The 12509-nt window shown below is 64.8% G+C and carries 12 protein-coding genes; 6 read left to right on the top strand and 6 right to left on the bottom strand.

From position 1 onward, the window contains the following. Positions 1–11: 11 nt before the first annotated feature. The 4 genes from ELS24_RS20570 to ELS24_RS31755 all read right to left on the bottom strand — a co-directional run bounded on the left by ELS24_RS20570 (position 12) and on the right by ELS24_RS31755 (position 3301). Positions 12–833 carry an ABC transporter ATP-binding protein gene (locus ELS24_RS20570; protein ID WP_127185197.1) on the bottom strand — a complete coding sequence of 274 codons (822 nt, stop codon included), beginning with the start codon at positions 831–833 and terminating at the stop codon, positions 12–14. Then, positions 834–1667: an ABC transporter permease gene (locus tag ELS24_RS20565; RefSeq protein WP_205736924.1), complete on the bottom strand. Its 834-nt coding sequence runs from the start codon at positions 1665–1667 to the stop codon at positions 834–836. It abuts the gene before it with no gap. Positions 1668–1670: 3 nt separating this feature from the next. Next, the gene (locus ELS24_RS20560) at positions 1671–2678 is read right to left on the bottom strand and encodes an ABC transporter substrate-binding protein (protein WP_054426592.1); all 1008 of its coding nucleotides are present in this window, start codon (positions 2676–2678) and stop codon (positions 1671–1673) included. 293 nt (positions 2679–2971) lie between these two features. After that, complete coding sequence (locus ELS24_RS31755; RefSeq protein WP_428839654.1) at positions 2972–3301, bottom strand: NAD(P)-dependent oxidoreductase; 330 nt, start codon at positions 3299–3301, stop codon at positions 2972–2974. Positions 3302–3428: 127 nt separating this feature from the next. On the opposite strand from ELS24_RS31755, the gene ELS24_RS20550 reads away from it, so the two are divergent. From ELS24_RS20550 to ELS24_RS20530, 5 genes are all read left to right on the top strand, one after another. Continuing rightward, positions 3429–4727 (top strand): imelysin family protein, encoded by a 1299-nt coding sequence (locus ELS24_RS20550; RefSeq protein ID WP_127185196.1) that lies wholly within the window; start codon positions 3429–3431, stop codon positions 4725–4727. Continuing rightward, a complete protein-coding gene (locus ELS24_RS20545; RefSeq protein ID WP_127185195.1) occupies positions 4724–6238 on the top strand; it encodes a di-heme oxidoredictase family protein in 1515 nt (504 codons plus the stop codon). The genes ELS24_RS20550 and ELS24_RS20545 overlap by 4 nt, the downstream gene beginning before the upstream one ends. 171 nt (positions 6239–6409) lie before the next feature. Next, entirely contained in the window at positions 6410–7423 is a 1014-nt protein-coding gene (locus tag ELS24_RS20540; protein ID WP_420042492.1) for an imelysin family protein, read from the top strand. After that, positions 7413–8525 carry a DUF1513 domain-containing protein gene (locus tag ELS24_RS20535; RefSeq protein ID WP_050448698.1) on the top strand — a complete coding sequence of 371 codons (1113 nt, stop codon included), beginning with the start codon at positions 7413–7415 and terminating at the stop codon, positions 8523–8525. Before ELS24_RS20540 ends, ELS24_RS20535 begins: the two co-directional genes overlap by 11 nt. Positions 8526–8683: 158 nt before the next feature. Further along, positions 8684–9529, top strand: a complete 846-nt coding sequence (locus ELS24_RS20530) for a mechanosensitive ion channel family protein (protein ID WP_050448646.1) — start codon at positions 8684–8686, stop codon at positions 9527–9529. 108 nt (positions 9530–9637) lie between these two features. On the opposite strand, the gene ELS24_RS20525 is transcribed toward ELS24_RS20530, so the two are convergent. Continuing rightward, positions 9638–10399 (bottom strand): IclR family transcriptional regulator, encoded by a 762-nt coding sequence (locus tag ELS24_RS20525; protein ID WP_050448647.1) that lies wholly within the window; start codon positions 10397–10399, stop codon positions 9638–9640. 160 nt (positions 10400–10559) lie between these two features. Between ELS24_RS20525 and ELS24_RS20520 the strand changes: the two genes are divergently transcribed. Continuing rightward, positions 10560–11549, top strand: a complete 990-nt coding sequence (locus tag ELS24_RS20520) for a Bug family tripartite tricarboxylate transporter substrate binding protein (RefSeq protein ID WP_050448648.1) — start codon at positions 10560–10562, stop codon at positions 11547–11549. Positions 11550–11618: 69 nt separating this feature from the next. Here the strand turns inward: ELS24_RS20520 and ELS24_RS20515 are convergent, their stop codons facing one another. Next, positions 11619–12407 (bottom strand): RNA methyltransferase, encoded by a 789-nt coding sequence (locus tag ELS24_RS20515; protein ID WP_127185194.1) that lies wholly within the window; start codon positions 12405–12407, stop codon positions 11619–11621. Positions 12408–12509: the final 102 nt, after the last annotated feature.

Raw genomic sequence — 12509 nt, 5'->3', positions numbered from 1 at the left:
GCTGGTTTGACCTACTTGCGCACTTCGCGCTGGAAAATTTCCAGGCTCAGTTTCTTCATCTGGATGAAGCTGGGTTCAGACAAGGTTTCCACGGTGCGCGGGCGGGCGTCGGTGTAGTCCAGAATTTCCGCCACGCGCGTGGGCCGCTTGGTCAAGAGCAGCACCTGGTCGGCCAGGTACACGGCTTCTTCCAGGTCATGCGACACCAGCAGCATCGTCGTGCCGGTCTGCAAAAATACCTCTTGCAGCTTTTCGCGGATGAACAGCGTCATCTCGAAGTCCAGCGCCGAAAACGGTTCGTCCAGGAACAGCACCTCGGGTCCGGGTGCAAGCGCGCGCATGATGGACGCCGTCTGCTGCTGCCCGCCCGACAGTTCATACGGATAGCGTTTCAAGTCGAACTTGACGTCGAACGAGGCCACCAACTCTTCCACGCGCGCATCCACTTCGGCCTTGCTGCGGCCTTCCAGCCGCAGCGGGTAGGCGATGTTGTCGATGGTGCGCAGCCACGGGAACATGGCTTCGCGGTAGTTCTGGAACACGTAGCCGATCTTCGTTTGCGCCAGCGATTTGCCATCGAACAGGATCTCGCCCGCATCGATGGGAATCAGGCCCGCGATCATGTTGATCAGCGTGGACTTGCCGCAGCCGTTAGGGCCAAACACCGAAACGATCTTGCCTTTGGGGATGTCCAGGTTGAAGTCTTCATACAGCGGCCAGCCCGCGAAATACTTGGTCAGGCCGCGAATGGTGATGTGCGTGCCCAAGGGGCCGGGCGCAAATGGCGCGGCGGCGGGGGCGGGGGCGATGATGGGATTGATGACGGTAGACATTTATCGGCCGCTCCAATGGACCACGCGCTTTTCCAGCACAAGAAAAAGAATGTTCAGCACATAGCCCAGCGCGCCCGCCGCCAGGATGGACGCATACATCTCGCGCACGTTCAGCACCTGCTGCGAATTGATGATGCGATTGCCCAGCCCACTGTCGGACCCGATGAACATTTCGGCCACGATCACGATCACCAGCGCCATCGACACGCCACTGCGCAAGCCCACGAACGTGGGTTGCAGGCTTTCCCAGATCAGCACGTCCTTGAAGATCTGCCAGCGCGATGCGCCCATCACGCGGGCCGCCATCACGCGCTGCTTGCGCGCGTTGATGACGCCATAGGCGCTGTTGAACAGAATCACCAGCACGGCCGCGAAGGCCGCGATGGCGATCTTGTTCATGTCGGTGACGCCGAAGATCATCAGGAACAGCGGGATCAGCGCGGACGACGGCGTGGAGCGGAAGAAGTCCACCAGGAACTCCACGCTGCGATAGGCCTTTTCATTGCTGCCCAAGAGCACGCCCAGCGGCACGCCGATGACGCCGGCAATGACGAAGGCTTGCAGCGTGCGGTTCAGGGACGACAGGAAATCCCACAGCAGCGGGCCGCCCGCCAGACCCTTTACCAAGGCCACGATAGTGGCGCTGGGGGTGGGCAACAGCACGGGGCTGACCAGTTGCAGCCGCACAACCAGGTCCCAGATGACGAAGAGCGCCAGGGGCCCGATCAGCGGCAGGAAGCGCGACGCATCGAACTTGCGCGGCGGCGCCTTGGCGGGGGCGGCGGCGCCAGCAGAGGCGGTGGCCGCGGCGGGCGTTGCAGACGTTGCTGTCATGGATCAGCCCTTGTAAAGCATGCTCGACACGTCGACCTTTTGCGCGAAGATGCCCTTGTCGGTGAACAGGTCGAAGAATTTCTGGAAGTACTGGATGTCGCTTGCCGTGAACTCGTTGTAGAGCGTGTAGGCGGCCAGCGGCACTTCTTCGGTCATGGGGCCTTCGATGGCGGTGTAGCCCTTCATGAAGGGGCGCGCCTCGGCCGGCTTGGTGCGGATCAGTTCAATGCCGCGCGCATAGGCCGCGATGAATTTCTTGCTTTCTTCCGGATGCTTTTTCAGGAAGGCGGTGGTCAGCGAGGCCGAGCCGCCGAACCACGGCGCCATGGGATCGCCCAATACGTACTTGGCGATGACGCCGGTTTCCAGCACGCGCGTGGTGCCGTTCAGGCGGCCCACCGTGCCCGTGGGTTCCAGCGTGTAGCACGCATCCAACTGGCCGGCGGCAACCGCGGCTACGTGCTGGCTGATTGCCAACTCGACCACGGTTGCCCCGGTTGCGCCGGCGCGCTCCAGTACTGCTTTGGCCAGCGTGGCGTTCTGGATGCCGGGTCCAGATCCGACCTTTTTCCCCTTGAGGTCTGCTATGGATTTGATGGGACTGTCTTTCGCGACGATGAACTCATCCAGCACGTTCTTGGCGTTGCTGGGGTTGGACGCAAAAATCTTGAACAGGCCGGGCGAGGCGATTTCGCCGATGGCCAGGTTGGCCGAGCCCGTGCCGTTGGCGCTGCCGTCCGCGCGACCGGCCAGCATGGCTTCCATGACCTGCTGCGCGCCGGCGAACTTCAGCGGCTCGACATTCAGGCCGGCTTCCTTGAAATAGCCTTTTTCAACCGCGGCGTAAAACGGCAGGCCGGCGGCAACGGGCCAGAAGCCGATGCGTATCACCGGACCCGACTGCGCGCGCACCAGCGCGGGCGCGGCCAGCGTCGCGGCGCCCATGGCGGCGCCCTGGATCAGGCGGCGGCGGGTGGCGTTGAAAGCAAAGGGCGCATTGCGGTTGATCATGAGGGCTCCTGGAGGGCTTGCATGGATTTGGGTCTGAGGCCTGTCTTGTAGACAAGCTTGCATACCAGTCATCAAGCAAAACCCGTGCCAGGTTTGCGCGTGGGGCTTTTCCTTGGAGTTCTCCCGGGCTTTTCGTGCGGCGGAGCCCGCTCGAGCTTCGGGCTGGTGCCTTGCGTGAACCAATTTGGTGCATGGCGCACCATTTAAGGGGACGTATCGCGGGTCGACGTAGGCTGGCCGCGCAGCGAGCCACTCGCCGACCTATCAGCCGACCTATCAGCCGACCAGCCGGTTCACCAGCGGCCCGCCGCCAGCGCGTCATACGTGGCGGTGTGACGGGCATCCGCCACTGGCGTGGCGGAATGGCGCACCACTGTCAGGGTCAGGCCCAGCGCGCGCAGCAAGGCGCCAATGCGCTGGCCGATGGCGCCCCAGCCCACCACTACCGCGTGCTGGCCCGCCAGATCGCGCGGCGTGCGGGCGATCGATCCTGCCCAGTTCGGCCACCCGGACGAAATAGCGGAGTTGTCGAAGTTCCATGGATCGGGGGAGGGAAGAGAGCTTGCCGGATAGTAGCGGCGAGCCCTTGATATTGCGCGGATTCCATCGGGAAAGCCGTTCAAAAAAGTGTCAGGTATCTGACTTAGGGCTGAATATCAAACGAAAATTGTTTACACTCGCATCCTCAAAACTGAAGTCGGAACGGCCCGCCGCGGGGGCGGACACCGTTCGAGTCACGGGAGAAAGTCGATGCGCAAGTTGTTGTTGGGAGCGGTGCTGGCCGCGGCGGTATTCGGAGGAACGGCCCACGCGGCGGCAGAGCCTCGCGCCGTGGTCGCCACCTATTCGGACCTGGCGCTGGCGGGCTATGAAGACTCGCTGACCGCCGCCAAGACGCTGCGCACGGCCATCAATGCACTGATCGCCAAGCCCAGCCCCGACACGCTGAAGGCCGCGCGCGAAGCCTGGCTGGCGGCCCGCGTGCCCTACCAGCAAACGGAGGCTTACCGCTTCGGCAACCCCATCGTTGACGATTGGGAAGGCCGCGTGAATGCCTGGCCGCTGGACGAGGGCCTGATCGACTACGTCGACGCTTCGTACGGCACCGAAAACGACGAAAACGCTTTCTACGCCGTCAACGTCATCGCCAATTCCAAGATCTCGGTGGGCGGCAAGACGGTGGACGTCAGCAAGATCACGCCGCAACTGCTGTCTGAAGTGCTGCACGAAGCCGACGGCAACGAAGCCAACGTGGCCACGGGCTATCACGCCATCGAATTCCTGCTTTGGGGCCAGGACCTGAACGGCTCCGGCCCCGCGCCGGCCGACCGCAAGGGCACGCCGCAAGAGCGCCATTCGGGCAACCGCCCGCACACGGACTTCGACACCAAGCAATGCACGGGCGGCCACTGCGAGCGCCGCATTGAATTCCTGAAGGCCGTGACGGATCTGCTGGTGACCGACCTGGAAGAAATGGTGGGTAACTGGAAGAAGGAAGGCGCCGCGCGCAAGGCCGTCGAAGAAGATCCCAAGGCAGGGCTGATTGCCATGCTGACCGGTCTGGGCAGCCTGTCGTACGGCGAACTGGCCGGCGAACGCATGAAGCTGGGCCTGATGCTGCATGACCCCGAAGAAGAGCACGACTGCTTCTCGGACAACACCCACAACTCGCACTACTACGACCAGATCGGCATCCGCAACGTCTACCTGGGCGCCTACACCCGCATCGACGGCAAAGAGGTCAAGGGCGCAAGCTTGTCCGAACTGGTCAAGGCTCGCGATCCGAAGCTGGATGCCGAAGTGCGCGCCAAGCTGGACGCCACCGTGGCCGCCATGCAGGCCATGAAGACCCGCGCTGAAACGGTCGAAACCTATGACCAGATGATTGCGGACGGCAACAAGGAAGGCAACGCCGTGGTGCAGGCCGCCATTGACCGCCTGGTGGACCAAACCCGCAGCCTGGAGCGCGTGATCACGCTGCTTGAGCTGGGCAAGGTAGCCATCGAAGGTTCCGACAGCCTGGACAAACCTGACGCCGTATTCAAGTGAAACTCGTACTAGCCGCCGTACTGGCGGCGTCGGCTCATGCCGGCGCCGCCGCCACTGAAGTGACTGCCGGACGTGATGACCTTACGCCCGAAGACCAAAAGCGCGTCACCGCCATCACCGCGCCCACGCGCGACTTTTCAAAGGTCGAATCCTTTGAAACCATGCAGGCGGGCGCCGCGACCACCAACAAACTGATCAACGCCGATATCTTTTCCCAACCCTCGGCCAACATGAGCTTCGAGGGCCGCCAGGAATTCCAGGTTGGCAATGGCCTGTTCCGCAAGGACTGGGTGTCGGCGCCTGCCTCGACGCAGGCCTCCGATGGCCTGGGCCCGCTATTCAACGCACGCTCTTGCCAGGCCTGTCATACCAAGGACGGGCGCGGCACGGTGCCCGGCTTCGATCCCTTGGAACGCACGGACGCCGTGGCGCTGCTGTTGCGCCTGGCCATACCGCGCGGCCCCGACCGTGGCCATCCCAAGCTGGCGCCGGGCGAAATCGCCGAACTGCCCGAACCCGTCTACGGCGTGCAGTTGCAGAACTTCGCCGTAGCGGGGCTGCCCGCCGAAGGCCGCATGGAGATCGAATACGAGCCCATCCCGGTGGCGCTGAATGGCGGCGAAACCGCCACGCTGATGAAGCCCACCTACCGTATCGAGAACCTTGGCTACGGCCCGATGCGCGCCGACACGCAGATCTCGCCCCGCCTGGCGCCGCCGATGATCGGCCTGGGCTTGCTGGAATCCATCCACGAAGCCGACATCCTGGCCAACGTGGGGGCGGACAAGCGCGATGGCATCGTCGGCAAGCCCAACTGGGTGACCGATGCGCGCACCGGCAAACGCGCGCTGGGGCGCTTCAACCTGAAGGCCGGCCAACCCACTGTGGAACAGCAGAGCGCCGCGGCGTTCTCGAACGACATGGGCTTGTCCACGCCGATGTTTCCCAAGCATTCGGGTGATTGCACGCCCGCGCAGAAGCAATGCCTGGACATGCCGCACGGGGCGCAGCCGCGCTTTGGCCCGGAAGAAGTGCCGGCCAAGCTGATGGACTTCGTCACCACCTATGCCACCAACCTGGCCGTGCCGCAGCGCCGCGACGCGGACGACGCGCGCGTGCTGGCGGGCAAGAAGCTGTTCTACGAAGCCAACTGTGTGGCGTGCCACGTGCCCAAGTACGTGACAAGCCGCAACGCCAAGCAGCCGGAGCATCGCTTTCAGCTGATCTGGCCCTACACCGACCTGCTGGTGCACGACATGGGTGATGACCTGGCCGATGGTGTGTCCGATGGGCAGGCCAATGGCCGCGAGTGGCGCACGCCGCCGCTGTGGGGCATCGGCCTGACCAAGACCGTGAACCCGTCTGCCACCTGGCTGCACGACGGACGCGCGCGCACCTTGCTGGAAGCCGTGCTGTGGCATGGCGGCGCGGGCAAGGCCTCGCGCGACCGCGTGGTGGCGATGACGCCTGACGAGCGCGCCGATCTGATCCGTTTCCTGGAGTCGCTGTAAATGGCCCGATACGCCGTGATGACCGAATTCAAGCCTGCCGTGTTCAAGCCTTTCGGGTTCAAGCGGGCGGTGTTCAGGCATGGGGTGTTCAAGCATGCTGTGGCTACCGTGCTGGTGGCGGCGGCTTCGTTGATCGCATCAACGGCCGTGCAAGCCCAGTCGCACGCCACGTTGCCGGCGGACCTGGGCGAACGGCTGGCGCGCGATTACGCGCGTCCGGCCGTGGGCAAGATGGCGGATGCCGCCGCCGCGTTGGACGGCGCGCTGGGTGGCTGGTGCGCCAAGCCGGATGCGGCGGGCGCGGCGCGTGTGGGCGAGGCATTCTCGCAGTTGGCGCTGGCCTGGTCGGGCGTGGAGATTCTGCGCTTCGGGCCGTTGGTGCAGGCCAACCGCTTTGAACGGCTGGCCTTCTGGCCCGACACCCGGGGCGTGATGCCCCGGCAAGTGCAGCAACTGATTGCTGCCAAGGATGACGCCTTGCTGGCGCCCGGCGCGCTGGCCGGCCGCAGCGTGGCGGTGCAGGGCCTGCCCGCCTTGGAATACGTGTTGTACGGCGACCCGGGTTTGCTGAAGGAAGGCAAGCAAAGCACCGCACCCACCTTCGCCTACGCATGCGGCTATGCGCGCGCGCTTGCCGCCAACGTCACCACGATATCGCGCGATGTGGCACAGGCCTGGAGCGCGCAGGGCGATTTTGGCCGCCAGTTCGCCAAACCGCAGCCAGCCAACGACCTGTACCGCAATCCGCAGGAAGTGGCGGCCGAAGCCATGAAGGCCTTGTCGACCGGCTTGCAGTTTGCGCGCGACGTGAAGATCTTGCCGGTGCTGGGCGAATCGCCCGATGCGGCGCGGCCCAAGCGCGCGGCATTTTGGCGCAGCGGGCTGTCTACACGCCTGTTGGCCGCGAACCTGGACGGCCTGAAGGCGTTCTACCAGGCTGGCGCCTACCCCTTGCCGGCGGGCGAGGAGTGGATGGACGGCTCGGTGCGCGGCGAATTGCAGGCCGCCGCGCAAACCGTGCAAGCCGTGCCGGCGCCGCTGGATGCGGCGCTGCAAGATGAAGAGGGCCGCCGTCTGTTGCTGTTGGCTTCCCTGACCATCAAGAACGCCAAGGACATCGTCGACCAGAACCTGGCGCCCGCCCTGGGCGTCACCATTGGATTCAATGCGCTTGATGGTGATTGACCGCCGCCGCTTCCTGTCTATGGCCGTGGCGCTGGGCTTGTCGCCCACCGCCGCCCGGGCGGCGTTGCCGGCCGACGGCGGCCCGCTTTACCTGAGCGCGCGCAAGCGCGGTGGGCGTGACGAAGCCGTGCTGCTGGACGAGGCCGGGCACGACCGCCTGGTGGTGCCGATGCCCGCGCGTGGCCACAGCTTTGCCATAGATGCCGCGAGCCAGCGCGCCGTGGCGTTCGGCCGCCAGCCGGGGTTTTTTGCCGTGGCGTTTTCGCTGCGCGAGGGCGGTGAACCCCAGGCGCTGCCGGTGCCAGACGAACGCCACTTCTTCGGCCACGGCGCGTTCGTGGAGGGCGGACGGCTGCTCATCTCCACGGAAAACGACTTCGAGGCCGGGCGCGGCGTGCTGGGCATCTACGATGCCTCGCCGGGCGGGGCGTGGCGGCGCGTTGGTGAATTCGATTCCGGCGGCATCGGCCCGCATGAAGTGGTGCTGATGCCCGATGGCAAGACGTTGTGCGTGGCCAATGGCGGCATCCTGACGCATCCCGACTACGGCAAGCTGGAACTCAATCTGGACACGATGCGGCCGTCGCTGGCCTACATCGATGCTGCCAGTGGCCAACTGCTGGAAAAGGTGGAGCTGGCGCCCGCGCTGCATCGCTTGTCGATCCGGCATCTGGCGCTGGCGGGCGACGGTTGTGTGTGGTTCGGCTGTCAATACATGGGGCCGGCCGCCGACCGGCCCGCGCTGGTGGGACGGCATCGCCGAGGCGCCCCGCTGGAACTGTTCGAAGGGCCGGCCGAGACGCTGCGCAACATGCGCAACTACGTGGGCTCGGTGTCGGTGGACGCGGGCGGTGGCATCGTCGCCACGTCCAGCCCGGTGGGCGGGCAGGTGATCTATTGGGACGCCGCCAGCGGCCGCTGCCTGGGCACCACGCAATTGGCCGACGGCTGCGGCGTGGCGCCGGCGCGCCAAGCCGGCTTCCTGGTCAGCAGTGGCTTGGGCGCCATGCTGCGCACCGACGCCGCGGGCCACGAAACGCCCGTGCTGCCGCCGTCGCGCGAGCTGTCCTGGGACAACCATTTCCGCATCGTTCCGGCTTGAAAACAAGCTGACAAACAAGCTGACAAATAGGCTGACAAATAGGCTGACAAACCCCCGCCGCATCGCTTACAAAGCTTGACATAGCCAGGCTGCGGCGCGCCCCTTTGCGTCTCCGCCATCTGATACAGTTTTCGGTTGTCATTTTTGCTGGAGATTCCATGGAAGACGCCTTGAACGAATTCAATGCCTGGGCCCCCAGGCTGGTGGAGATGGGCATCAATTTGCTGGTCGCCCTGTTGATCCTGATCATCGGCTGGTGGGTGTCGTCATTGCTGGGCAGTTGGGTTCGACGCGCCGCCACGCGCTCCAGCAAGATCGACCCGACCATCGTGCCGATGTTCTACAGCACGGTCGTCTGGGCGGTGCGTATCTTCACGGTGATCGCGGTGCTGGCGCGCTTTGGCGTGCAGACGGCCAGCCTGATCGCGGTGCTGGGCGCCGCCGGTTTGGCAGTTGGCTTGGCCTTGCAAGGCACGCTGCAAAATATCGCGGCCGGCATCATGCTGCTGATCTTGCGGCCCATCCGCGCGGGCGAATACGTGGCCCTGAGCTCGGGCTCCGATGGCACGGTGGAAGAGGTCGGCCTGTTCCTGACCCGTCTGGTGCAGGCGGACGGTATCCACCTGACCTTGCCCAACAGCACGGTGTGGAACGCCACCATCACCAACTACAGCCGCAATCAAACCCGCCGTCTGGATATCCCGGTGCCGGTGCGCTATGGCGATGATCTGGAAGCGGTGCTGGCCAAGCTGAACGAAATCGTGGCGGCGCGTCCGGACGCGCTGAAAGATCCCGAGCCGCAGGTGAAGGTGTTTGAGTACAAGGAAAGCGGCGTCATCGTGAACGTGCGCGTGTGGGCTGAAACCAGCAAGTACTGGGACCTGCGCTGGGGCCTGTACCAGCAGATTCGCACGTCACTGGAAGCGGCCGGCTTCCAGCCGCCGATTCCGCTGCGCGAAATCCAGAATCCCAAGACGGCGGGCAAGGCCGACGCGGCGGCCTGACCGACAGCCTGCTCGCCAGCCTGACCGCCAACGTTGTGTCTTCAATGCCAGCGGGCGCCTCGGTTCATCCGGGCGCCCGTTTTTCTTATCTTGCTCGCGGTGGGCCGATCAGGCCTGCATGACCAGCCGCGCCAATTCCGCCTTGATCCAGCCCGCGATTTCACGCTGGCGCTGGGCCGGCATGCGGTCAATGATGGCCGTGACGCTGACGGCCAGCAGCGGCGCGCCGTGTGCGTCCAACAAGGCGCAGCCCACGCCCAGCGCACCGCGCACGGCGTGGTTGCCCACCACCGAATAGCCGCGCGCGCGAGTGTTGTCGATCAGCCGGTACATTTCCTGCGGCGTCATGCCGCCGTACTCGTCCAGCCGGCCCGAGTTGCGATCCACGATGCCGCGCGCAATGTCGTCCGGCAGCGCGGCCAGCAGGGCCATCCCCCCCGAACCCACGCCCAACGGCTGGCGCTTGCCGGCATAGGTGGCCAGGATCTGCACCGGGTAGCTGCCGATCTCGCGATGCAGGCTGATGGAATCGTCGTCTTCGCGCACCACCAGGAACACGGCGTCGCCGGTGCGGTCGGCCAGGCGGCGCAGCACCGGCAGCAGTTGGCGCACGCGCGGATCGCGCGAGCGCGTGTCCGGGTCCACCGCCAATTGGGCGCGGTATTTCTTGGTGCCCGTTACGGGCAGCACCAGGCCGGCGTCAAGCAGGGCGGCCAGCAAACGATAAATGGTGGGGCGTTGTATGCCCGTCAAGCGGGCGATATCGGTCACGCTAAGGCCGTCGGGTCCCTGGTCGCGCAGGGCGGCCAGCACGGCCAGTCCGCGCCGCAAAGTCCGTGGGCCTGCCGCCGCGGCATCACTGTCTGGCATGCAAATCTCTGAAAAGTTAGGGTTATTCCGGAATAGTCAAGGGAAAACCATTGTCCGTAGCGTGGACTCTACCTTGATGCACCCGTCGTGTATAGATCAAAATGCGTCATCCAATAATTCAAATCGTCCATCTGATGGACAGCACCTGCACGGAGACACTATGACTACAGGTCAAAAGCCTGGCCTGCGGCGTTTCGCCGCCACCGTTCTGGCCACCGCCGCTAGCGCACTCGCCATGGGTACCGCCCATGCTGCATACCCTGACAAACCCGTCCGTATCGTGGTCGGTTTTTCGGCTGGCGGTACTACCGACGTGATCGCCCGCATCATGGCCAAGGAACTCACCGAGTCCCTGGGCCAATCGTTCGTGGTTGAAAACAAGCCGGGCGCCGGCAGCAACATTGCCACCGACTACGTGCAGCGCGCCACGCCTGATGGCTACACGCTGCTGTTCGTGGCCGTGACCAGCGCCATCAACCAGACGCTGTACAAGAACGTCAACTTTGATCTGACCAAGGATTTCGCGCCGGTGGCGCTCGGCGCCAAAGTGCCGAACATCCTGGTCGTGAACCCGCAAGTGCCGGTGAAGTCGGTCAAGGAACTGGTCGACTACGCAAAGAAGAACCCGGGCAAGCTGGCGTTCGCCTCGTCGGGTAGCGGCACGTCCATCCACATGGCGGGCGAGCTCTTCAAGATGAAGGCCGGTATCGACGTGTTGCACGTGCCGTACAAGGGCAGCGCACCGGCCATGACCGACCTGATCGGTGGCCAGGTGCAGTTCATGTTCGACAACATGCCGTCGGCCTGGCCGCACGCCCAGTCGGGCAAGCTGCGCGCCCTGGCCGTGACCACCAGCGAACGCTCCAAGAGCGCGCCGGACCTGCCCACGATGCAGGAATCGGGCTTTGCCGGCTTTGACGTGTCGTCGTGGTTTGGTCTGTTGGCCCCGGCCGGCACGCCGCCGGAAGTGATCACCAAGCTGAACGCCGCCATGCAGAAAGCCTTGGACAACCCCGCCGTGCAGACCAGCTATGACAAGCTGGGCGCCGTGGCCGTGAAGACCACGCCGGCCGAATTCGGCGCGTTCATCAAGTCGGAAGTCGAAGGCTGGGCCCCGGTGGTCAAGGCCTCGGGCGCCAAGGTGGACTGATGCTTGGGCTGCCCCGGCAGGCTTGCCGCCGGGGCTGACCAGAAATAGGGATGGGCATTGCGCCCATCCCTATTTTTTTGCCTGGCCCTTTCGTGCCGTGGCCAGCATGGCGGTGCAGACGCCGCGCAGCATGTCCACTTCGTCGCGGGTCAGCGCGGGGCGGGAAAACAGGTGCCGCATGCGCGGCATCAGTTTCTTGGGATGGGCGGGGTCCAGGAACTGCACGCCGACCAGCGCTTCTTCCCAGTGCGCCAGAAACGCCTGCACGGCCTCGCCCGATGCCGGTTCGGCGCCGCGCGACGGTTCCTGCGCGGTCGAGGCGGGCAGCAGGGCGGCGCCCTGTTCCACCAGCAGCGCATAGCGCAATTCCCAGGCAGCCAGCTGTAGCGCCTGGGCCACGTTGAGCGAGCTGTATTCGGGATTGGCGGGAATGTGGCAGATGCGATGGCACAGCGCGATCTGCGCGTTGGTCAGCCCGGCACGTTCGGTGCCCAGCACCACGGCAGCTACCCCCTCGGCCGTGCTGGCCAGATGCGCGCGGGCCAGATCGGCCGCCTGGCGGATATCGCAGGGCGGGGGACCCAGGTCGCGCACGCGCGCGGTCAGCGCGAAGGCCATGGTCACCGGGGCCAGCGCTTCTTCCAATGAGGGGTAGATGCGTGCGTTTTCCAGCACGTCCAGCGCGCCGCTGGCCAAGGCCACGGCCTCCGGCTGGGTAGTTACATCTGGAAACTTAGGCTCCACCAAGACCAGTTCGGAGAAGCCCATTGTCTTGATGGCACGGGCCGCCGAACCCACGTTTCCGGGGTGGCTGGGGTTCACCATAATGAAGCGAACACGTGAAAATGCTTGAGTCATTTAAAATGGCGCGTTTGGCTTCACGCCTTCCTGGTTTTTTGGGTCGATTTCCCCGTTGGGGCGACGATGGATCCGGGGGGCGGCAAGTGGCCTATCATCACG

Origin of the sequence: Achromobacter spanius (assembly GCF_003994415.1) — a bacterium.
Classification (GTDB): Bacteria; Pseudomonadota; Gammaproteobacteria; order Burkholderiales; family Burkholderiaceae_B; genus Achromobacter; species Achromobacter spanius_C.
The sequence above is the reverse complement of the archived record's forward strand: the minus strand, read 5'-3'. Positions and strand labels throughout refer to the sequence as shown.

Coding starts and splice junctions, on each gene's coding strand:
- ELS24_RS20565 (WP_205736924.1), bottom strand. CDS start 1,667: ATGACAGCAACGTCTGCAACGCCCGCCGCGGCCACCGCCTCTGCTGGC.
- ELS24_RS20530 (WP_050448646.1), top strand. CDS start 8,684: ATGGAAGACGCCTTGAACGAATTCAATGCCTGGGCCCCCAGGCTGGTG.
- ELS24_RS20515 (WP_127185194.1), bottom strand. CDS start 12,407: ATGACTCAAGCATTTTCACGTGTTCGCTTCATTATGGTGAACCCCAGC.
- ELS24_RS20570 (WP_127185197.1), bottom strand. CDS start 833: ATGTCTACCGTCATCAATCCCATCATCGCCCCCGCCCCCGCCGCCGCG.
- ELS24_RS20535 (WP_050448698.1), top strand. CDS start 7,413: ATGGTGATTGACCGCCGCCGCTTCCTGTCTATGGCCGTGGCGCTGGGC.
- ELS24_RS20560 (WP_054426592.1), bottom strand. CDS start 2,678: ATGATCAACCGCAATGCGCCCTTTGCTTTCAACGCCACCCGCCGCCGC.
- ELS24_RS20520 (WP_050448648.1), top strand. CDS start 10,560: ATGACTACAGGTCAAAAGCCTGGCCTGCGGCGTTTCGCCGCCACCGTT.
- ELS24_RS20525 (WP_050448647.1), bottom strand. CDS start 10,399: ATGCCAGACAGTGATGCCGCGGCGGCAGGCCCACGGACTTTGCGGCGC.
- ELS24_RS20550 (WP_127185196.1), top strand. CDS start 3,429: ATGCGCAAGTTGTTGTTGGGAGCGGTGCTGGCCGCGGCGGTATTCGGA.